At 63.2% G+C, this 21,133-nt stretch carries 23 protein-coding genes; 21 read left to right on the top strand and 2 right to left on the bottom strand.

Annotated features, from left to right (window positions below; genetic code table 11):
* Positions 1-27: 27 nt before the first annotated feature.
* Complete coding sequence (gene ubiG, locus B7Y49_RS03865; protein WP_374126255.1) at positions 28-768, bottom strand: bifunctional 2-polyprenyl-6-hydroxyphenol methylase/3-demethylubiquinol 3-O-methyltransferase UbiG; 741 nt, start codon at positions 766-768, stop codon at positions 28-30.
* A gap of 57 nt (positions 769-825) precedes the next feature.
* Here ubiG and B7Y49_RS03870 point away from each other — a divergent pair, with 57 nt between their 5' ends.
* The 10 genes from B7Y49_RS03870 to B7Y49_RS03915 all read left to right on the top strand — a co-directional run bounded on the left by B7Y49_RS03870 (position 826) and on the right by B7Y49_RS03915 (position 12,305).
* Entirely contained in the window at positions 826-2,091 is a 1,266-nt protein-coding gene (locus B7Y49_RS03870) for an aspartate kinase (RefSeq protein WP_374126256.1), read from the top strand.
* 29 nt (positions 2,092-2,120) lie between these two features.
* A complete protein-coding gene (locus tag B7Y49_RS03875; protein WP_374126287.1) occupies positions 2,121-3,107 on the top strand; it encodes a nitronate monooxygenase family protein in 987 nt (328 codons plus the stop codon).
* A gap of 83 nt (positions 3,108-3,190) precedes the next feature.
* On the top strand, positions 3,191-3,886 hold the full coding sequence (locus B7Y49_RS03880; protein WP_374126257.1) for a hypothetical protein: 696 nt from the start codon (positions 3,191-3,193) through the stop codon (positions 3,884-3,886).
* A 109-nt stretch (positions 3,887-3,995) separates the two neighbouring features.
* Entirely contained in the window at positions 3,996-6,212 is a 2,217-nt protein-coding gene (gene ptsP, locus B7Y49_RS03885) for a phosphoenolpyruvate--protein phosphotransferase (protein ID WP_374126288.1), read from the top strand.
* Positions 6,213-6,299: 87 nt separating this feature from the next.
* Positions 6,300-7,304, top strand: a complete 1,005-nt coding sequence (locus B7Y49_RS03890) for a helix-turn-helix domain-containing protein (protein ID WP_374126258.1) — start codon at positions 6,300-6,302, stop codon at positions 7,302-7,304.
* A 76-nt stretch (positions 7,305-7,380) separates the two neighbouring features.
* Positions 7,381-8,358, top strand: a complete 978-nt coding sequence (locus B7Y49_RS03895) for a tol-pal system YbgF family protein (RefSeq protein ID WP_374126259.1) — start codon at positions 7,381-7,383, stop codon at positions 8,356-8,358.
* Positions 8,359-8,362: 4 nt separating this feature from the next.
* The gene (tilS, locus tag B7Y49_RS03900; RefSeq protein WP_374126260.1) at positions 8,363-9,421 is read left to right on the top strand and encodes a tRNA lysidine(34) synthetase; all 1,059 of its coding nucleotides are present in this window, start codon (positions 8,363-8,365) and stop codon (positions 9,419-9,421) included.
* A gap of 80 nt (positions 9,422-9,501) precedes the next feature.
* Positions 9,502-11,469, top strand: coding sequence for an ATP-dependent metallopeptidase FtsH/Yme1/Tma family protein (gene ftsH / locus B7Y49_RS03905; RefSeq protein WP_374126261.1), 1,968 nt, complete (start codon positions 9,502-9,504; stop codon positions 11,467-11,469).
* Positions 11,470-11,476: 7 nt separating this feature from the next.
* The gene (locus B7Y49_RS03910) at positions 11,477-11,866 is read left to right on the top strand and encodes a hypothetical protein (protein WP_374126262.1); all 390 of its coding nucleotides are present in this window, start codon (positions 11,477-11,479) and stop codon (positions 11,864-11,866) included.
* Positions 11,867-11,927: 61 nt separating this feature from the next.
* Positions 11,928-12,305 carry a hypothetical protein gene (locus B7Y49_RS03915; RefSeq protein WP_374126263.1) on the top strand — a complete coding sequence of 126 codons (378 nt, stop codon included), beginning with the start codon at positions 11,928-11,930 and terminating at the stop codon, positions 12,303-12,305.
* 29 nt (positions 12,306-12,334) lie between these two features.
* On the opposite strand, the gene B7Y49_RS03920 is transcribed toward B7Y49_RS03915, so the two are convergent.
* Positions 12,335-13,423, bottom strand: a complete 1,089-nt coding sequence (locus tag B7Y49_RS03920) for a DUF3667 domain-containing protein (protein ID WP_374126264.1) — start codon at positions 13,421-13,423, stop codon at positions 12,335-12,337.
* Positions 13,424-13,515: 92 nt separating this feature from the next.
* On the opposite strand from B7Y49_RS03920, the gene B7Y49_RS03925 reads away from it, so the two are divergent.
* The 11 genes from B7Y49_RS03925 (at position 13,516) to B7Y49_RS03975 (ending at position 21,091) form a co-directional block, all read left to right on the top strand.
* Positions 13,516-14,781 (top strand): glutamate-5-semialdehyde dehydrogenase, encoded by a 1,266-nt coding sequence (locus tag B7Y49_RS03925; protein WP_374126265.1) that lies wholly within the window; start codon positions 13,516-13,518, stop codon positions 14,779-14,781.
* A gap of 31 nt (positions 14,782-14,812) precedes the next feature.
* Positions 14,813-15,070, top strand: coding sequence for a CopG family ribbon-helix-helix protein (locus B7Y49_RS03930; RefSeq protein ID WP_374126266.1), 258 nt, complete (start codon positions 14,813-14,815; stop codon positions 15,068-15,070).
* Positions 15,067-15,354 (top strand): type II toxin-antitoxin system RelE/ParE family toxin, encoded by a 288-nt coding sequence (locus tag B7Y49_RS03935; RefSeq protein ID WP_374126267.1) that lies wholly within the window; start codon positions 15,067-15,069, stop codon positions 15,352-15,354. The genes B7Y49_RS03930 and B7Y49_RS03935 overlap by 4 nt, the downstream gene beginning before the upstream one ends.
* Entirely contained in the window at positions 15,351-16,001 is a 651-nt protein-coding gene (locus B7Y49_RS03940; protein ID WP_374126268.1) for a nicotinate-nucleotide adenylyltransferase, read from the top strand. The genes B7Y49_RS03935 and B7Y49_RS03940 overlap by 4 nt, the downstream gene beginning before the upstream one ends.
* An 8-nt stretch (positions 16,002-16,009) precedes the next feature.
* Positions 16,010-16,429 carry an RsfS/YbeB/iojap family protein gene (gene rsfS, locus B7Y49_RS03945; RefSeq protein WP_374126269.1) on the top strand — a complete coding sequence of 140 codons (420 nt, stop codon included), beginning with the start codon at positions 16,010-16,012 and terminating at the stop codon, positions 16,427-16,429.
* A gap of 6 nt (positions 16,430-16,435) precedes the next feature.
* Positions 16,436-16,858 carry a 23S rRNA (pseudouridine(1915)-N(3))-methyltransferase RlmH gene (locus tag B7Y49_RS03950; protein ID WP_374126270.1) on the top strand — a complete coding sequence of 141 codons (423 nt, stop codon included), beginning with the start codon at positions 16,436-16,438 and terminating at the stop codon, positions 16,856-16,858.
* A 5-nt stretch (positions 16,859-16,863) separates the two neighbouring features.
* On the top strand, positions 16,864-18,057 hold the full coding sequence (locus B7Y49_RS03955; protein ID WP_374126271.1) for a murein hydrolase activator EnvC: 1,194 nt from the start codon (positions 16,864-16,866) through the stop codon (positions 18,055-18,057).
* Between the two features lie 113 nt (positions 18,058-18,170).
* Positions 18,171-19,550 carry a S41 family peptidase gene (locus tag B7Y49_RS03960; protein ID WP_374126272.1) on the top strand — a complete coding sequence of 460 codons (1,380 nt, stop codon included), beginning with the start codon at positions 18,171-18,173 and terminating at the stop codon, positions 19,548-19,550.
* 5 nt (positions 19,551-19,555) lie between these two features.
* On the top strand, positions 19,556-20,047 hold the full coding sequence (locus B7Y49_RS03965; protein WP_374126273.1) for a disulfide bond formation protein B: 492 nt from the start codon (positions 19,556-19,558) through the stop codon (positions 20,045-20,047).
* Between the two features lie 41 nt (positions 20,048-20,088).
* Positions 20,089-20,580, top strand: a complete 492-nt coding sequence (locus tag B7Y49_RS03970) for a demethoxyubiquinone hydroxylase family protein (RefSeq protein WP_374126274.1) — start codon at positions 20,089-20,091, stop codon at positions 20,578-20,580.
* Positions 20,581-20,608: 28 nt separating this feature from the next.
* Positions 20,609-21,091, top strand: coding sequence for a hypothetical protein (locus B7Y49_RS03975; RefSeq protein ID WP_374126275.1), 483 nt, complete (start codon positions 20,609-20,611; stop codon positions 21,089-21,091).
* The last annotated feature ends 42 nt before the right edge of the window (positions 21,092-21,133 follow it).

The following is a 21,133-nucleotide window of genomic DNA, read 5'->3' on the forward strand; positions in this document are numbered from 1 at the left end:
TGACGGTAAGCTTCTGTGGGGCGTGATTTACCCCCGAACCGCGGTCATCAGATAATTCAGTTTCATATCGTCACCCACCACAAAGCCCTTGGCGGGGGAGAAGCTGAGGCCGCGCACATCGGTCATCCGAAGCCCCGCCGCCTCGACCAGCGCGGTGAGTTCGTCGGGGGTCAGGAACTTGTCCCAGTCATGCGTGCCGCGCGGGATCTGGCCCAGCCCCTCCGCCACGGTAATCAGCCCGATCCGCGACAGTGCGGTGCGATTGGGGGTGGAGAGGATCAACAGCCCGTCATCAGCCAGCGCTGCCGCCAGCCCGGCGATGAATGCTGCCGGATCGGTCACATGCTCGATCACTTCCATCGAGGTGACGAGATCGAAGCGCTCGCTGCCGAGGTTTTCAACGCTGCCGGCGCGGTAATCGATTGTCAGGCCCGATTGCGCGGCATGGGCCCGCGCGGCGGCGATGTTTTCGGGGGCGGCATCGAGCCCGGTCACCCGGGCGCCCAACCGCGCCAGCGGTTCGCACAGCAGTCCGGCGCCGCACCCGACATCGAGCGCGGTCTTGCCCGCCAGCGGCGTGAAGCTGCGGTTGTCGAGCTGCCAGTGTGCGTTCGCAGCAGCACGGATGAAGCCAAGCCGCGCCGGGTTCAGCCGGTGGAGCATTGCTGACGATCCTTTGGGGTCCCACCAATCGGCCGCGAGTTTACCGAAATGCGCAGCCTCGTCAGGGTTGATGGTCGTGGGGATCGTTGCGGAGTCGCTTGCCATTGTCATGACCCCCACTTATCAGCCGCCCCTTCCCAACCCAAGGATTTCCGTTTCCCCATGGCGCGCATCGTGATGAAGTTCGGCGGCACGTCGATGGCCGGGATCGAGCGGATCAGGAATGTTGCCGCGCGGGTGAAGCGCGAAGTGGCGGCGGGCCATCAGGTCGCAGTCGTGGTCTCGGCGATGGCGGGCGAGACCGACCGGCTCGTCAATTTCTGCCGTGAGGCATCGCCACTCTATGATCCGGCCGAATATGACGTGGTCGTCGCCAGCGGGGAGCAGGTAACGAGCGGGCTGCTCGCCATCGCGCTGCAGGCGGCAGGCGTCCCGGCACGGAGTTGGCTCGGGTGGCAATTGCCGATCCGCTCGTCGAGTGCGCATGCCGCCGCGCGGATCGACGATATCGACACCGAGGCGCTGGTGGCCGCAATGGAGTCGGGTGAGGTCGCGGTGATCCCCGGTTTTCAGGGCATGACCGAGGCGGGCCGGGTGTCGACGCTTGGCCGGGGTGGCTCGGATACCTCGGCCGTCGCGGTGGCGGCGGCAGTGAAAGCCGATCGCTGCGATATCTACACCGATGTCGACGGGGTCTACACCACCGATCCGCGGATCGTGCCGCGCGCCCGCAAGCTCACCCGCGTGACTTACGAAGAAATGCTGGAACTCGCGAGCGTCGGTGCCAAGGTGCTCCAGACCCGGTCGGTGGGACTGGCGATGAAGGAAGGGGTGCGCATTCAGGTGCTCTCCAGCTTCGATGATCCCAACAACTCGGCCACGGCGGATACGCTGCCTGGTACAATGATCGTCGGTGACGACGAAATCGGAGACGATATGGAACGCCAGCTCATCACCGGCATCGCGCATGACAAGAACGAAGCCAAGATCACGCTGATCGAGGTGCCCGACAAGCCCGGCGCGGTCGCGCGGATTTTCGGCCCGCTCGCCGATATCAACATCAATGTCGACATGATCATCCAGAACATCGCGCACAACAGCGGATCGACCGACGTTACCTTCACCGTGCCACAGGCCGAACTGGCCCGCGCGCTCGATGCGCTCGACAAGGCAAAGGCCAATATCGGCTATTCAAGCCTGGTGCATGACACCAAGGTCGCGAAAATCTCGGTGGTCGGCGTCGGCATGCGCAGCCATGCCGGGGTCGCCTCGACGATGTTCAAGGCGCTCGCCGATCGCGGCATCAACATTCAGGCGATCTCGACCAGCGAGATCAAGGTCAGCGTGCTGATCGAGGAGGATTATACCGAACTCGCGGTGCGGGTGCTGCACACGGCCTATGGGCTCGATGCGGAGGAGGTCGCTTGAGCGGCGGCGCCGATCGGCTCGCCGCGCGCATGGCGCGTGGATGTGATTTCCTCGGCAGCGAGACCGCGATTATCTGTGGCGCGATGTCATGGGTGTCCGAACGCCACCTTGTCTCAGCGATCTCTAACGCAGGCGGATTCGGGCTGATCGCGTGCGGGGCGATGACGCCCGCGCTGCTTGATACCGAGATCGCGGCGACCAAGGCACTGACGAGCAAGCCGTTCGGCGTGAACCTGATCACGATGCATCCGCAACTCTTCGATCTGATCGCGGTGTGCGCCAAGCATCAGGTGACGCATGTCGTGCTGGCGGGCGGTCTGCCGCCAGCGGGCGCGCTCGATGCGATCAAGGCGAGCGGTGCAAAGGTCATCTGCTTTGCCCCGGCGCTCAGCCTGGCGAAGAAGCTGATCCGATCGGGCGTCGATGCGCTGGTCGTCGAGGGGATGGAGGCCGGTGGCCATATCGGCCCGGTCTCGACCAGCGTGCTGGCGCAGGAGATATTGCCGCAAGTCGCCGATCAGGTGCCGGTGTTCGTCGCAGGCGGCATCGGCCGAGGCGAGGCGATTGCCGCCTATCTCGACATGGGCGCGGCGGGCGTGCAGCTCGGCACGCGCTTTGCCTGCGCGACCGAAAGCATCGCGCATCCCAATTTCAAAAAGGCGTTTTTCCGCGCCTCGGCGCGTGACGCGATCGCCAGCGTCCAGATCGATCCGCGCTTGCCCGTGATCCCGGTACGCGCGCTGAAGAATGCGGGCGCTGACCTTTTCACCGCCAAGCAGCGCGAAGTCGCCGCCTTACTTGATGCTGGCAGTGTCGAGATGGGCGAGGCACAATTGCAGATCGAACATTTCTGGGCAGGCGCATTACGCCGCGCGGTGATCGACGGCGATGTCGAGCATGGATCGCTGATGGCGGGCCAATCGGTCGGCATGGTGACCAAGGAAGAGCCGGTGGCCGAGATCATCGCCCAGCTTATGGACGAGGCAGCGCAGGCGCTGGAGAAGCGCGCGGCGTGATCCAGCCCGTTTAGCCGTTGTGGCGCTGTACCTTTGATGGATAGTATCGCCGGATGAATGCGATAGCAGCATCGCCGGGATGGTTGGACGGACGCATCGCGGGGGCGCTGCGCCGGGTGTCGACATTGGCGATTGTTATCGCCCTGCATCTCGCATTGCTATTGCTGCTTACGCTCGCCCCGGCGGTCAGGCGCGTCGCTGAGCGCGCGAGCCCATTCATCGTTAGGCTGTTACCCCTGCCTGCCAGCGAGGCACCGGCGCCGCCCGCCGCTTCATCGGCCCCGAAGCCCGCACCTTCGACGCCTGAGAACGCAGCCGAACCAACCCCGCCCATCCGTGAGACGCCCCGCCCGGTAGCGTTACCCGTTCCAACCCCTCCCGCCGCTCCTGCAGCACCGTCGACAATCCCCAGCCCCGACGGCGATATCGTGATGGGTGGCGGCCGCACCCGATCGCCCCCGGTCGGGCTCGCGCCAGCACGCTGGATTCGCAAGATCACCGACGAGGAATTCTTCCCGTTGATGCAGGAGGATCTGTGGCGCGTGCCAATGGACGTCACCTTCCGGCTGCGCTGCCTGGTCGCGGCGGATACCCGCATCGATTGCCGCATCTTGAGCGAATCGCCGACGATTCCGGGCGTGCGCACCGCCGTCCTCAAAGGCTTGCCGCTGTTGAGGATGCGCCCGCCGATGCGCGATGGTCGGCCGTTGACGGATCAGCCGGTCGAATTCGAATGGCGCGTTGGCCAGCACAGCCGGTTTTCGGCGCTCGACCGGTGAACGGTCCTTTGGGGCGCTGTCATCACGCAATGCTTTCTGTTAGCCCGATACCGTGCCGATAGCCGCTTCCTCCTCTGCCCGCGAGATGCTCGTCCGGCTTCACGATGTGATGGCGGCGCGCACCACCGCGCAGGCCAAGCTCAACAGCGTCGTCAAGATCATCGGCGAGGCCACCGACAGCGAGGTCTGCTCGATCTATTTGCTGCGCGACGGCGTGCTTGAGCTGTTCGCGACCCAGGGGCTCGATCAGGCGGCGGTGCACGTGACCAAACTGGCGCTGGGCGAGGGCCTTGTCGGCACGATTGCCGAGGATGTCGAGATTCTCAACCTCGACGAAGCCGCTTCGCACCCCGATTTCGCCTACAAGCCCGAAACCGGCGAGGATAAATTCCATAGCTTTGCGGGCGTGCCGATTATCCGGCGCGAGCGCGCAGTGGGCGTGCTCTGCGTCCAGCATATCGAGCCGCACCGTTATGCCGATGTCGAGGTGGAGGCCCTGCAGACGGTAGCGATGGTACTGTCGGAGCTGATCGCCAATGCCGATCTGATCGATGCGACGGGTGCTGCCACGACTCGTCCGCAATCAACGGCGGCGATGCGCATATCTGGGTTGAAGCTGGTCGACGGCATGGCGCGTGGCGTGGCGGTGTATCATCAGCCACGCATCACGATCGAGCACACCGTCGCCGAGGACGCCGACGCCGAGCGGCACCGCGTTTATGGCGCGTTCGACAAGATGCGCGAGCAGATCGAGCGGATGGCGGCGCAGGCCGAGTTCGGCAAGGGCGGCGAGCATGACGAAGTGCTCGAGACCTACAAGATGTTCGCCTATGATGAAGGGTGGAGCCGCCGCATCAACGAGGCGATCGACAGCGGGCTGACCGCCGAAGCGGCGATCGAGCGCGTCCAGCAGCGCACCCGGATGCGGATGCGCCAGATCGACGATCCGTTGCTCGCCGAACGGATGCATGATCTGGAGGATCTCTCCAATCGTCTGTTACGGATCGTGTCAGGCCAGATGGGTACGGCAGCGCAAATGGGGCTGCGGCAGGATTCGATCCTCATCGCGCGCAACCTGGGGCCCGCAGAACTGCTCGAATATGACCGGCGGCGGCTGAAGGGGGTGATCCTGGAGGAAGGATCGCTAACCGCGCATGTCACGATCGTGGCGCGCGCGATGGGCGTGCCCGTGCTCGGCCGAGTCAAGGATGTGCGTCGCCTGATCGGCGACGGTGATCTGCTGTTGCTTGACGTGACGGCGGGGACCGTATTCGCCCGCCCGACCGCGCTGATCGAGGAATCGTTTGAGGGCAAGCTGCTGCTCAGCCAGAAGCGGCGTGCTTCGTTTGCGGCCATGCGTGACGAGCCGCCGACGACGCGCGACGGCACTCGGCTTACGCTGATGGTGAATGCCGGCCTGCGCGATGATGTCGCCGCGCTCGATTTGACCGGGGCCGACGGGATTGGGCTGTTTCGTACCGAATTCCAGTTTCTCGTGTCCGCCACCCTGCCGCAGCGCGAGCGCCAGCAGCGATTGTACAAGGATGTGCTTGATGCCGCCGGTGACCGGCCCGTCATCTTCCGCACCGTCGATATCGGCGGGGACAAGGCCTTGCCCTATCTGAAGGGCGATGACGGCGATGAGGAAAATCCGGCAATGGGCTGGCGCGCGATCCGGCTGGCGCTGGAACGCGACGGGTTGATGAAGGCACAGGCGCGTGCGCTGATCGAGGCGGCGGCGGGACGGACACTCAATGTGATGTTCCCGATGGTGTCTGAACCCTGGGAGTTTGACGAGGCGCAGGCGCTGTTCGAGGCGCAACGCGCCTGGATTGCCTCGCGCCAGCGCAAGCTGCCAACGTTGATCCGCTACGGCGCGATGCTGGAAGTCCCGGCACTTGCCGAGATGCTCGATGTGCTGCTCCCTCGGCTCGATTTCCTGTCGATCGGCACCAATGATTTGACGCAATTCCTGTTCGCGGCCGACCGGGCCAATCCCAAGCTCGCCGAGCGCTACGACTGGCTGAGCCCGGCGATTCTACGCTTCCTGTCCCGTGTCGTCGGCCCTACCCGTGCGGCGGGCGTCGATCTTGCGGTGTGCGGGGAAATGGGCGGGCGCACGCTTGAAGCGATGGCGCTGATCGGGCTCGGGATTGAGCGGCTGTCGATCACGCCAGCGGCGGTTGGCCCCGTAAAGGCGATGATCCGGTCGCTCGACCGGGCGAAACTGATCGAGGATGTGGCCGTCATGCTCGCCCATCCGCCGCGGGATATGCGCGCGGCGCTCAGCGAGTGGGCGAGTGACCACGGCGTCGAATTGGTATGATGCAGAACCAAAGCCGGTTTTCACGCGTTGACACTCTTCATGCCCTTTGGGACATAGCCGCCACGATTCCCCATGCCGGAGAAGACAATGCAAGATTCTGATCCGCGCGAAGAAGCAACGTTGTTCCCCAAAACGGCGGGCGAACGGTTGCGCGAATCCCGCGAATCGCAAGGGTTGACGCTTGCTGAAGTGGCCGCGCGCACCCGCGTGCCGCTGCGCCATCTGGAGGCGATCGAGCAGTCGAACTATTCGGGTTTGCCGTCGCACACGTACTCGGTCGGGTTCGCCAAGGCCTATGCCCGCGCGATCGGCATGGATGAAGTGGCAATTGCGCGCGACGTGCGGGGTCAGGCCGATGCCGTGCAGCGTGGCCCCGAATATCAGCCCTATGAACTCAAGGATCTGAAGCGTCAGCCGCCAAAGGGTCTGGCAATGGGCGTGACGATTGCGGCTGTGCTTGTCGTTATTGCGGTCGGCCTTTGGTACGGCACCACCTTGTTCCGCGGCAGCGAGGACGCGGCGGTAACGGCACCAGCGGCAGAGATCATGCCCGAACCGGTAGCCCCGACGCCCGCGCCGCCGCCGGTTACAGGCGGCCAGGTAACGTTGACGGCCACCGACGTCGTTTGGCTCCGTATTTACGATGCCGATGGCAAATCGCTGTATGAGGCGGAAATGAAGCCCGGTGAGGCGTTTGATGTGCCCGCCAATGCCAATCGGCCGATGATCAATGTCGGTCGACCCGACAAGCTTCAGGTCATGGTGAACGGATCAATCGTGCCCGCGCTCGGCGATGGCGCGCGCGCGATCAAGGATGTCGAGATCAGCGCGCAGGCGCTGCTGGCGCGGGGAACGGACGCGGCGTCATCGCCGTCCACCACGGAGGGGGCCGCCGGTGATGGGACTATGACCAGCGCCGTAACGACGCCTTCACCTGCGCGCAGCCGCCCGCGTGGTTCGGGCAATCGCGCCGCATCGCGGTCGACGTCGGCACCGGCGCAAGCAGCACCGACCACGCCATCACCGGCACCGGCGCCAGCGAGCGGCACTGAAACCGCACCGCCCCCGAGCGGGACAAGCCCCACGCCGTAACCTTTTTGTATAAGGCTGGCGAAAACCGGCGCGGGTCCGCTATACCCCGGGAATAAGGTAGTGCGTGGGGATGGAAATGCGGACCAAGTTTATCGGAATCGTCATGCTGACAGGGCTTCTGCTCAGCTCGAGCGCTGCTGTCGCGCAAAGCGACGTCGAAGGCCGCGTTGACCGGCTGGAGCGCGAGATGCGGGCCGTGCAGCGCAAGGTTTTCCCCGGTGGCAACGGCCAGTATTTCCCGCCCGATATCTCGCCGCAAACCAGCACCGGTACTCCGGCGCCGGGCTCACCAGCGACGACGCCGGTGGCCGATATCAACGCACGGATCAGCGCGGTTGAATCCCAGCTGACGACTTTGACCGGACAGATCGAGCAGAACCAGTTCCGCCTGCAACAGTTCGAGGAAGCCTTTGCCGCGTACAAGCGCACCACCGATGCACGGCTGAAGGCGCTGGAAGATACCGCAACGGCGACTGGCGGCACGACGGGGGCGATCGCACCGTCACCAGCCGTTGTGACGTCTGCCGCTACCAAACCCGTCACTGTTACCCCCAAGCCCGTCACCCCGCCCAAGGCGACGCCGACCGCGGCGCCCGTACCGGTCGATCCCAATCGCGCCCGGCTGGTCGCCACCGTCGCCAAGCCGCTGACCGACGATCCAGCCGACGACCTGTATGTCTATGGATATCGGTTGTGGCAGACCAAGCTGTATCCAGAGGCGCAATCGCAACTGAAACAGGTGGTGTCGAAATACCCGACCAGTCGTCGCGCCAGCTGGGCGCAGAACCTGCTCGGCCGGTCCTATCTTGACGAGGGCAAGCCGTCGCTCGCGTCGCTGGCATTTTATGAGAATTACAAGAAATTCCCCGATGGGGAACGGGCGCCAGACAGCCTGTTCTTTCTCACCGTGGCCCTCAAGAAGCTCGGCAAGCCATCGGCCGATATCTGCCAGGTCTATGACGAGCTGAGCGAGGTTTACGCCACCAAGATCACCGCGCAGATGAAGGACGATATTGCGCGCGGTCGGGCCACGGAAAAATGCAAGGCATCCTGATCCGGTGACCGCGCTGCCCGATCCCGGGCTGATCGCGCGCTTCAGGGGCGATGTCGAGGCGGCGCTTGGCCGGTCGATCAGCCCGGTCGAGAAAATTGCGCTGGCGGTATCGGGCGGGCCGGACAGTATGGCGATGCTGGCGCTCGCGGCCGCCGCCTTTCCCGGCCAGGTGACCGCAGCGACGGTAGATCACGGATTGCGACCTGCGTCGGCGGGCGAGGCGGCGTTGGTCGCAGACTATTGCGCGCGAATTGGGGTAGCGCACGCGACGCTCTCCATCGCCGAACCGCGAGACCCGCGCGATAATTTGCACGATTGGGCGCGGGGCCAGCGATATGCGCTTTTGAAGCGCTGGGCGGTCGGCCAAGGCGCGCGCATTCTTGCCACCGCGCACCATGCGGATGACCAGGCGGAAACATTCTTGATGCGCGCCGCACGCGGATCTGGCGTGGCGGGGTTGGCGGGAATTCGTGCGCACCTGCGGCAGGAAGTGTCCTTTCCGGTCGGGGACACCGGTTTGGTCTTTGACGTTTTTCCGATCGATCTGATCCGGCCATTGCTTGGCTGGCGCGTTGCCGAGTTGCGGGCGATTGCCGTGGCGGGGGCCATCCCTTTTGTCGACGATCCAAGCAATGCCGATGATCGGTTCGACCGGACGGCGTTCCGCGCGCTGCTGCGCGACACGGATTTGCTTGATCCCCACCACATCGCGCGATCGGCGTCGCATGCTGCCGAAGCCGATGCGGCACTGCGCGCGATGGAGCGTTGGTTGTGGGATACGCGAAAAGTGACGCCGACCGGTGTTGATGATCCCGACGACCAGTCATGGCTCGACATGGCGGGCCTGCCGCGCGAGTTGAAACGTCGACTTGCCCGATCAGCGATCGATTCCGTGCGCACGGTTAGCGGCATCACCCGCCCCGATTTCTCGGATGCGACCAACATCGAATCACTGCTCGACGCGCTCGATGGCGGCAAATCCGCGACCCAGGCCGGCATTTTGGTGGTGCCAAAGGGCACAATTTGGCGGTTTTCAGAGGCTCCGCCGCGTCGATCACTCTGATCGGCGATACCGCCTAACTGTTCCATTGCCATTCACCTTTTGCTGCCTATCTTGGAGACTCGGAAAGGCGGCACGCGACGATGAATGATAATGACAGACAGCAGGGCCCCGATAATGGCGGGAACGGCAATCCCTGGATGAAGAATCTGATGATCTGGCTGGGCATTTTGGTTGCCCTGGCGCTGTTCGTCACGATGTTCGAAAGCGGATCGCGCACCGCCGCCACCAGCAATGCCCTTTCCTATTCGGCCTTCCTGTCAAAGGTGAGCGAGGGGTCTGTTCGCGAGGTCAACATCGCCGGTGAAGTCGTTACCGGCACCACCACCAGCGGTGACAAGTTCCGCACCTTTGCCCCCGCCGATCCGCGTCTGACCGACCGGCTGATCGAAAAGGGCGTCATCATCAACGCCCGCCCTGAAGAAGGGCCGTCGATCTGGCAATATATCCTCGTCCAGTCGCTGCCATTCGTGCTGTTCCTGGGCATCGCCTTTTTCGTGCTGCGCCAGATGCAGAAGAATTCGGGTTCGGGCGCGATGGGCTTTGGCAAATCGCGTGCACGGATGCTGACCCAGAAGGAAGGCAAGGTCACCTTTGATGATGTTGCCGGAATCGACGAGGCGCGTGAGGAACTGCAGGAGATCGTCGAGTTCCTGAAGGATCCGACCAAGTTTGCGCGGCTCGGCGGCAAGATTCCCAAGGGCGCGCTGCTGATGGGCTCGCCCGGTACCGGCAAGACCCTGCTCGCCCGCGCGATTGCGGGGGAGGCGGGTGTGCCGTTCTTCACCATTTCCGGCTCCGACTTCGTCGAGATGTTCGTCGGCGTCGGTGCGAGCCGAGTGCGCGACATGTTCGAACAGGCCAAGAAGTCCGCGCCGTGCATCGTCTTCATCGATGAAATCGATGCGGTCGGTCGCCACCGTGGTGCGGGCCTGGGCAATGGCAATGACGAGCGCGAACAGACGCTCAACCAGCTGTTGGTCGAAATGGATGGTTTTGAGGCCAATGAAGGCATCATCATCATCGCCGCAACCAACCGTCCCGATGTGCTCGATCCCGCCCTGCTGCGGCCGGGTCGCTTCGATCGCCAAGTCGTGGTGCCGCGCCCCGATATTGAAGGCCGGATCAAGATCCTTCAGGTCCATATGAAGAAGGTGCCGTTGGCGCCGGACGTCGATCCGCGCACCATCGCGCGCGGCACGCCCGGCTTCTCGGGTGCTGACCTCGCCAACCTTGTCAACGAAGCCGCGCTGACCGCCGCCCGCAAGGGCAAGCGTCTCGTCGCTAATGCCGAGTTCGAGGAAGCCAAGGACAAGGTAATGATGGGGGCCGAACGGCGCTCGATGGTGATGACCGATGATGAAAAGCGGATGACCGCCTATCACGAAGCCGGTCACGCGATCGTCGCGCTGCATGAACCCGCTTCAGACCCGATCCACAAGGCGACGATCATCCCGCGCGGTCGCGCGCTGGGTATGGTGATGCGCCTGCCGGAACGTGACAGCTACAGCTATCACCGTGACAAGATGTACGCGAACCTTGCCGTCTCAATGGGTGGCCGCGTCGCTGAAGAACTGATCTTCGGTTATGACAAGGTGTCGTCGGGTGCCTCGTCGGACATCAGCTATGCCTCGGGCCTCGCCCGCGACATGGTGACCCGCTGGGGCATGTCGGACGCGCTCGGCCCGCTCGAATATGCCGAGCCGGAGGGAGAGACCTATCTGGGCTATTCGTCGGCGCGTCCGATGCGGATGTCGAACGAAACGGCGCAGTTGATCGATGCCGAAATCAAGCGGATCGTGAATGGTGGGCACGAAAAGGCGACGACGTTGTTGACCGAGCATATCGACCAGCTTCACATCCTCGCCGAGGCGCTGCTCGAATATGAAACGCTGTCGGGTGATGAGATCAAGCGGCTGATTGCGGGCGACGATATCGGTCGCGCCGATTCGGGGCCGAAGACCAGCGCGCTGCCGGCGGGCGGCACGTCGATCCCAAAAACCCGGCGGCCAAAGGGGCCGTTCGGCAACCCGGCGCCGCAGGGCGCCTGATACTGGCGTGATACGGTCATCGATCGTTGCGCTGATGCTGGGTGTAGCGGCGCAGACAGCAACGCCAGCGTCGGCGGAGCTAACCGGTGACAGTTTCCTTTCTGAAGCCCGTGCGCTCGTCGAGCGGGGCCCTGGTGCCGAGGTGTCGCCCGAAGCGGATAAGCTGCGAAACCACATGGCGACGGCTGGCGGCGCGTTGCGGGGGCGGTTGAATGCCGATGCGGCAGCGGGCAAAAAGCCGCTGGCGTGCCTGCCTCCACCGGGCCAAGTGGCGCTCAACCTTGGGCAGATCATGGAAGGTGTAGCCGCCTTGACACCTGCCCAGCGCGCCGGGCCGTTCAATGAGGCATTCGCCCTGGCGCTCGCGTCCCTTTATCCGTGCCCGGCCAAGCCCTGATCGGGTTTCCTTTCGCTGGCAGCGTTGTTATGGCGCGTCCCGTCTCAAAGGGAGTGTTGCAATGCGGAAGATGATCATCGGTTTGGCGGCAATCTGCGCGATCATGCCCGTCGCGGCGCACGCGATGTCGGTGGCCGAATTTCTCGCCAAAACTGATGCGCTGAAAGCGCAAGGCGTGCTGGCTATGGCATCGCCCGATATCGGCTTGCTCCGCGACGACATTGGCAAAGCATCCGATGCCTATCGCGCAGGTCTGGCCGCCGAAGTTGCCGCCGGTCGCAAGCCAAGCAGCTGCCCTCCGCCCAAGGGCACCGCAAAAGTGACCAGCGATGACATCATCGCCGCCTTCCGCGCGCTCCCGGCATCGCAACGCGCCCGGACCAGCACCAAGGTGGCGTTCGCCAGCTTCATGACCAAGCGCTATCCCTGTAAGGGGTAAGGGGCCGGATTCATCAGCATTAGGGCTAATCAGGAAATAATACCGAGGATCGCGAAAAAGAAGATAAAGCCCGCGATCACGGCAAATGTTAGTAGAGCTACAGTACGCCAAAGGGCACCAAAACGCCCTATGCCGTAAGTGCCACGTAACTGTTTGTACATATGAAGCGGCGGCCCAAAAACGAATATCGTCATGATCATGCCCCCCGGCAGGCCAATTACTTTGAAAATGCTGAGCATAACCCAGCCCATTGTCATCGCAGACATCGAGTAAATTGCAAAGATTGCGTGATCATAGGGGCCGACGTCTCGTCGGAATGGAAATAGCAACCAGATGAAGGGAATCGAGATCGGGATCAGGGCCCAACTATATTTATACGCGCTTGACTGGAGTTTGTAGAGGAACAGTTTGGGTTCCTTCAACGCATAGGCAACCCGCTTATCCAGCGATAGAATGCCTGTATTGATGCTGATGTTTCCCAAAGAATTCGATGGATTGCCCCGAAGTACGTCCCGTGCCGTGCGCAACGACGTGATTTCTTGGCGCAGGGCTTTGATTTCGCGATCGATTTTTTTGGTGCTGTCCCCCTTGGCGATCAACGCTTTGCGCAGATCGTTGAACTTCTTCTCCTTCAGCTGGGTTTTTGTGAGCTGTTTCTCAAACCCCTCGGCGCTCACCTCGACCTTTTCACCATTACTTCTGGCATCGAGTCCATCACCGCCGATCGGCCCGCCAAGCGTTTCGAACGACGCCACCATCAGGAATACCGAGAACAGAAACAGCGCCAGCGGGGACACGAACCGCGCGCGCTCGCCAGCGATGTAGCGCCGCGTCAGCTGGCCAGGCCGGGTGAACAGCATCGGCAAGGTCGTCCAGATCTTGCCCTCAAAATGCCAGACGCCGTGAAGCAAATCGTGGCCGATCGAGGCGAGCGTCCGGTGGATATGGGCGGTCTGGCCGCATTGATGGCAGAAATCGCCCTTCAGTGCGGCGCCGCAATTGAGGCACAGCCCCGATCCATGCGCGCCGTGCACTAATTCGCCGGCGTGCGGTTCGAACGCACGGCCGATGAGCCCCCCGGTGGCGAGGTCACCCGCCGCTTCGATTCCCCCTGACATATCCAAAGGCTATCAAATGCTTTTCAGGCACGCGACTCAAAATTGTGCGGCGCGACATTGGCGCGTCGTCCTGCTGCTGCTAGCGTTCGATGATGATCAATAGCGTGCCTGATCCTGTCATGACCATCACCGAGATGGGTGCGCTCGCCCGATCGGCATCGGCGATGTTGGCAACCTTGCCGACCGCAGCGCGCGCGGATGGATTGCGCCGTGCCGCGCAGGCGTTACGCGCAGCTGCCCCCGCCATCATCGCTGCCAATGCTGAAGATATGGCCGCCGCCACCGAGGCAGGCCTTTCACCGGCGATGCTCGATCGGTTGCGCCTTGATGAGGCTCGGGTGGCGGCAATGGCGGCGGGCGTGGCGGGCGTGGCTGATCTGCCCGATCCGGTTGGGCAAGTGATCGATCGCACCAGCGCTCCCAGCGGGATTACGCTCACCCGCGTGCGTATACCGATCGGGGTTATCGGGATTATCTATGAAAGCCGCCCCAATGTAACGGCGGATGCGGCGGCATTGTGTGTCATGTCCGGCAATGCCGTCATCCTGCGCGGCGGCAGCGAGGCGAGCCGCAGCAACCGGGCGATCCACGCCGCTTTTGTCGAAGGGCTGGCGGCGGCAGGTCTGCCGGCGGACGCCGCCCAGCTGGTCGAATCGACTGATCGCGCGCTGGTGGGGGCGATGCTGACGGCGGCGGGGTTGATCGACATGATTGTGCCACGCGGCGGCAAGAGCCTGGTCGCCCGCGTTCAGGCCGATGCGCGTGTGCCGGTGCTCGCGCATCTGGATGGCATCAATCACGTCTATGTCGATGCGTCGGCTGATCCGGCGATGGCGGTATCGATCGTCATTAACGCCAAGATGCGCCGCACCGGGGTGTGCGGCGCGATGGAGACATTGTTGATCGACCGGGCCTATCCCGAGGCGGCTGACTTGATCGCCAGCCTGCGCGCGACCGGGTGCGAGGTTCGCGGCGATCAGGCTATTCGCGCGATTGATCCCAGCGTCCCCCTTGCCAGCGATGCCGATTGGGACACCGAATATCTTGACGCGATCGCCTCAATCGCCGTGGTTGACGGCGTGGACGGCGCGATGGCGCATATCGCCGCGCACGGATCGCACCATACCGACGCTATTGTTGCCGGTGATGCGGCGGTCGCCGAACGCTTCCTGGCGGGCGTGGATAGCGCGATCGTATTATGGAATGCGTCGACCCAATATGCCGATGGCGGCGAGTTTGGGCTGGGCGCGGAAATCGGCATTGCCACTGGCCGTCTTCATGCGCGCGGCCCCGTGGCGCTTGAAGGGCTAACGACGTATAAATGGGTGGGTCGCGGCACGGGGCAGGTGCGGGGTTGATACAATTGAATCGTATGTATACAATTATCGGATGAGCAAATCGTCTGCCGTCATCACCTGCCGTATCGATACCGAACTTCTCGAGATGCTCGATGCGCTCGCTGTCAAACGTGAACGCACGCGCGGTTGGCTGATCGGAAAAGCCGTACGGCGTTTTGTCGAAGAGGAAGTTCGGTTCGATGCGTTTTTGCAGGCGGGCGAAGACTCCATCGATCGCGGTGATTACTTTACGCAAGAACAGATGGAAGCGTGGTTTGAAGAGCGATACCGGGCAGCCGATGCTGCATGAGAGCCATTCGGTGGTCGCGTGAAGCGCGCGCAGATCTTACAGAAATTGACGATTGTTATCGACCGCTGAACGCCGATTACGCTCGCCGGATTGGCCGCAAAGCGATTGCCGCATCCGGCTTTCTCGCGCTTCATCCGGGCGCAGGGGAATTACTGCCTGATCGCTTGATCCGAAAATGGCGCGTGGCCGGAACGCCCTATTTGATCCTGTATCGGGTAGAGGGCAGTAACCTGAGGGTCGTTCGCCTCATTCACGCTGCTCGAGATTGGACGAATTTCGTATGACCCGCATCGGCATTCTCGGCGGGTCGTTCAATCCCGCGCATCGCGGGCACCGCGCGATCAGCATGGCAGCACTTGTCGCGCTCGATCTGGATGAAGTGTGGTGGCTCGTCTCGCCGGGCAATCCGTTGAAGGAGAAGGCCGCCGATATGGCGCCCTTTGCCGCGCGCTATGCATCGGCGGTGAAGGTGGCGCGGCATGCGCCGATCCGCGTTTCCGCGATCGAGCAGCGGCTCGGCACGCGGTATACGGTCGATACAATCCACAAGCTGACCGCGCTTTACCCCAAAAAACAGTTCATCTGGCTGATGGGCAGCGACAATCTGGTGCAATTTCATCACTGGCGCGGCTGGCGTGACATTGCCCGGCAGGTTCCGATTGCGGTTATCGCGCGTCCGGGGTATGAGAAGAACGCCCGCGCGGCCCCCGCGATGGGTTGGTTGCGGCGCTTCGTCCACCCCGCATATCAGGCATCTAGCTGGACGAGGTGGAGATTGCCGGCACTTGTGCTGTTGCGCTTTCGCCCTGATGAGACGTCGGCGACCCGGCTCCGAAAGGCCGATCCCGCCTGGCAGCGTCATTTTCTGCCATCCGACCCTATCGTTTCCGAAACCCAACCCGGCGACGCATCTGATGCGCCGCCATTCTAGGAGCTCCCTTGGCCTCAATTCCGCACAGCTATCGTTCGTCCGACACGGACCGTGTCGAGGCGCTGCATCAACTCGTGCTTTCGTCGCTGGACGATGATCAGGCGGTGGAAACCGTCTCGATCCCGCTTGCCGGCAAAAGCAGCATCGCTGATCACATGGTGATCGCGAGCGGTCGATCGACCCGGCAAGTCGCGTCGATGGCGCACAAGCTGACCGAGAAGATCAAGGCCGAATTCGGCCGAAGCGCGCGGATTGAAGGGCTACCGACAGCGGATTGGGTGCTGATCGATGCCGGCGACGTCATCATCCACCTGTTCCGACCGGAGGTGCGCAGCTTCTATAACCTGGAACGGATGTGGGCCTTCGGCGATGCGCCGGTTGCCGTGCCCGATCCCGATCCGGCCGCAGACGACACACTGGAAGATTGATCCGACTTGCTGCTTCACATCGTTGCGCGGGGCCGGATCGGGCGGGGTCCTGAAGCCGATCTGGTTGCGCGCTATGTGAAGCGGCTCGCCTGGCCGGTGAAGATCACCGAGCTGCCGGATACGGGCGGGCGCTTGCCGCCACCGGAACTGCAGATGCGGACGGTGATGCTTGATGAGACCGGCGAGATGCTCGGGTCGATGGCCTTTGCCGATCGGCTTGGGCGCTGGCGCGATGACGGCGTGCGCGAGGCGCGTTTCCTGATCGGCGCCGCGGATGGCTTTGACGATGCATCGCGCACGCAGGCCGATCTGTTGCTGTCGTTCGGCCGTGCGACGTGGCCACACCTTCTGGCGCGCACGATGCTTGCCGAACAATTGTGGCGCGCCACAAGCATCCTTGCCAACCATCCTTATCACCGCGAAGGATAGCGCCCATGCGGCGCATCACTCTTGTCCTGAGCTTGTCGGCCCTTGTCGTTGCAGGCGCGCTGTCGGCGCAATCGCCGGGGCGGGGGATGAAGGCCGATCGTGATCGGCTGGTTGAGGCCAAGGCGCAATCCGCCGCCGCGCAGGCACGGGCAGACAAGCTCGAAGCAGCAGCGGCTGCCGAGCGCGATGAGGCTCGTAAGGCGCGCGCACAGGAGGCTGTCGTTGCGGCGCGAATCCAGCGTGCAGAGGCTGACATTGCGGCAGCGCAGGCAAGGATCACCATCATCCGCCGCCTGCTCGATCAGCAGCGCGCGCGGTTGGCCGAAAAACAGGGGCCGATCGTCCGGCTGATGGCGGCGCTGCAATCGCTCGCGCGACGGCCGGTGGTGATCAGCCTGGTGCAACCGGGATCGGTGAACGATCTGGTCCATGTGCGCGCAGTACTGGGCAGCGTGATCCCACAGGTACAGGCGAGAACCGCCGATGTGCGCGCTGATTTGGCGCGCACGCGGCGATTGCAGGCGGGAGCGGCGCTGGCGGTCGCGTCGCTGGGTGAAAGCCGAACGCGGCTCGAAGCCGAACGGCTGGTGCTCACCCGGCTAGAGGCCGAACATCGGCTGAAATCGCGCGCGCTTGGCCGCGATGCGCTGTTCGAATCGGATCGGGCAATTGCGCTGGGCGAACGTGCGCGCGATATCGTCGATTTGATGGACCAACTCGGCAATCAGGCCGAAACCCGTGCTGCGCTGGAGGCACTACCTGGGCCATTGCCGCGCCCGCCCAGGCCCGGGGAAGTGCCGTCGCCGATCGACACCACGGCCTGGTCACGCGATGCGCCGCCTTACCGCCTGCCGGTCGATGGCCGGGTGGTGACGGGCTTGGGAGAGATTTCCGAAGCAGGCGTCCGGTCGCGCGGGCTGACCATGGCGACTGCATCGGGCGCTCAGGTGATTGCGCCCGCCGCCGGACGGATCGTATTTGCACGGCGCTTCCGCGATTACGGTACCGTGGTGATCATCGATCATGGCGGCGGCTGGACATCGCTGATCGCCAATCTGGGCACGGCTTCAGTCGCGGTAGGCGAACGGGTGGCGCAGGGGACGCCGATCGGCCGGGCCGCCACCGTAGAGGAGCCGCGCATCACGATCGAACTGCGCCGCAAGGATCGCGCGATTGATATGACACGACTGCTGGGCTGATTCCGTCAATCTCGGGTTCAGGTGCGTTGGGCTTTCATCAGCTTTGATTGAGGCGGATTTGCCGCTACAGTGCTCCCAATCGGTCTTTGCTTCGTTTTGAAAGTGCTGCGTCCATGGCTCGTCCCCTGCTTCAGGCTACCGCAATTGTCGCCGCGCTGGCGCTGGTGCCCGTCACCACCGGGGCCATGGCGCAGGTCGATACCGATACCTATCGTGAGCTCGATCAGTTCATGGATGTCTATAATCTGATCCGCGCCAATTATGTCGATCCGGTCGACAACAAGGTGCTGGTGAAGGGCGCGATCGACGGGATGCTTGCCGCGCTCGATCCGCATAGCTCGTTTGCCGACGGGGTCGATTTCGAGAATCTGCGCATCCAGACCGAGGGCAATTATGGCGGCCTTGGCTTGTCCGTCACGCAGGAGGATGGTGCGGTCAAGGTGATCGCCCCGCAGGAAGATACGCCGGCTTTTCGTGCGGGGATCAAGGCCGGTGACTATATCACGCGGCTGAACGGCAAATTACTCTATGGCCTGACGCTTGATGAGGCGATCAGCGAGATGCGCGGCAAGCCCGGTACGCGGATTTCGCTGACGCTGGTGCGCCGGGGCCGCGACAAGCCCATTGATATCTCGCTGGTACGCGAAATCATCGTTCAGAAGCCGGTAAAATGGGATGTGAAGGGTGAGATCGGCATCATCAACATCAACACCTTCTCTGACAATACCGGCGACTATACGCGCGATGCGATTGCCCAGATCAAGAAGAAGCTTGGCCATGATCCGCTCGGTTATGTGATCGATCTGCGCGACAATGGCGGCGGGCTACTGAACGAGGCGATCAACGTTTCCGATGCCTTCCTCGATCACGGCGAAATCGTATCGCAGCGCGGGCGGGAGAAAGACGACATCCAGCGCTATTTCGCGCGACCGGGCGATGCCACCAACGGCTTGCCGGTGGTCGTGCTCGTCAATTCGGGCACCGCGTCGGCCTCTGAAATCGTCGCCGGCGCGCTGCAGGATCATCACCGCGGTCTGGTGATCGGGGAGCGCAGCTTCGGCAAGGGTTCGGTCCAGTCGCTGCTGAAGCTGGGGCCGAAAACCGAGGTGCGGCTCACGACGGCGCGCTATTTCACGCCGTCGGGGCGATCGGTGCAGGAAGGCGGAATCGACCCCGATCTGGTCGTCCCGCAGATTAGTGATCCCGATTACAAGACCCGGCCGGTGTTCCGCGAGGACGATCTGCGCCGCCATCTGATCAACGAGGCCAAGGTCGACAACAAGGTGCTGGAAGAAGATACCAAGGCCGACCCTCGCTTCGCGGCGACGCCCGATGATCTGAAAAAGCGCAAGATCGACGATTTCCAGCTCTATTATGCGCTCCAGACGATCGCCCGTCTGGGCGGTGCGCAGCAAGTCGCGGCAATCGCGAAGCTGGGTACACCGAGCCCGCAACCCGCCGATCCTGAAACGCCGGCGCCCAAGCCGAACTGATCGCCATGCCCGACGCGTCCTTTCGCCTCGCACGCTGGGGGGCGCTATTGTTACCCGCAGCGCTGATGGCCGGCGCGCTTGGTTCACAGTTATTCGGTGGGCTGATCCCATGCGAAATGTGCCACTGGCAGCGCTGGCCGCACTATGCCGCAATCGGGCTGGCGGTGCTGGCATTTGTGATGCCGGCGATGGGGATGCAGCGGGTGCTGGTCGCGCTGGCGGCGCTGGCGATCCTGACGAGCGGTGCGATCGGCGTATTCCATGCAGGCGTCGAATATCACTGGTGGCCGGGTATCACTGCATGTTCCGTTGCACCGAGTAGCGGCGGGGGGAGCGCAGCCGACATGCTGGCCCGCGTGCTGAACGCGCCCGTGGTCGCCTGTGACTTACCACAATGGACGCTGATGGGGATATCGCTGGCCGGGTTCAACGCGGTCTTTTCGATCGGGGGCGGGCTAACCATATTGGCGTTGCTACTCAGGAGGAAAACAGCGTGACCCATTGGAAGCCAGGTGATGCAAAACGCCGCACCGACGCAATGATTCGCGTCAACCAGGCGGGTGAATATGGCGCGAGCCGAATTTATGCCGGGCAGCTTGCGGTGATGGGGGATCGTGGGCCGATCGCGCGCAAGATTGCCGGTATGGCCGTGCAGGAAGAACGCCACCGGATATTCTTCGACAAGATGATGGCAGAACGCGGCGTGCGCCCCACGCTATTCCAGCCGATCTGGGACGTGGCAGGGTTCGCGTTGGGCGCGGTAACTGCAGCGATGGGGCCAGAGGCGGCGATGGCATGTACCGTCGCTGTCGAGACAGAGATCGACAATCATTACAGCGAACAACTGGCGCAGCTCGGTGACAGTGATCCTGCCCTGTCGTCTGCGATCGCCGATTTTCAGGCCGATGAGGTCGAGCACCGCGAAACCGCTCTTGCAAGCGGTGCCGAGAGTGCCCCCGCTTACCCGTTAATGGCCGGCGCGATCCGGCTTGGATGTCGGCTGGCGATTGCGACCGCTAAACGAATTTGAGACCGGATGGCCAGTTGGCGCGTAGTATGTGCGTAGCAAGGGAGACGATGCGATGGTGACCAAAGTGATGCTGGCGGGGATCGCCGCGATGCTGATCCCGGCTGCCGCGAGTGCCCAGCGCCCGCCGCCAACAATCATGGAGCAGCCAAAACCCAAACCGATCGGCGAAGCGCCAGAGGCGCCGGTGAACGGCGTCACCTATCTGTACAGCGCGACGCAGAAATGCCCCACGGATACCGATGGCAATGAGATTACCGTCTGTGTTCGGCGCAGCCCCGATGAGCAGTTCCGTATTCCCAAGGAGCTTCGCCCCGAAACGATGAAGCCCGAATATGAAAGCTGGGCGCTTCGCGGCAGCCAGACTGTGGCGGAGGTTGGCCGCAGCGGCATTGGCAGTTGTTCGACAGAGGGCCTTGGCGGCGCATCGGGATGTGCGAGCCAGCAGTTCGAAGCAGCGCGGCGTGAAAACAGGGCCCGAAAGGCAGCACAGGCCGCCGACGGACCCAAGTAGCCGCGTCGATTTGTTGCGCGAAGGCGCGTTCCGGGGGGAACA

The organism is Sphingomonas sp. 28-62-11 (assembly GCF_002278865.1).
In the GTDB taxonomy this organism is placed as follows: domain Bacteria; phylum Pseudomonadota; class Alphaproteobacteria; order Sphingomonadales; family Sphingomonadaceae; genus Sphingomonas.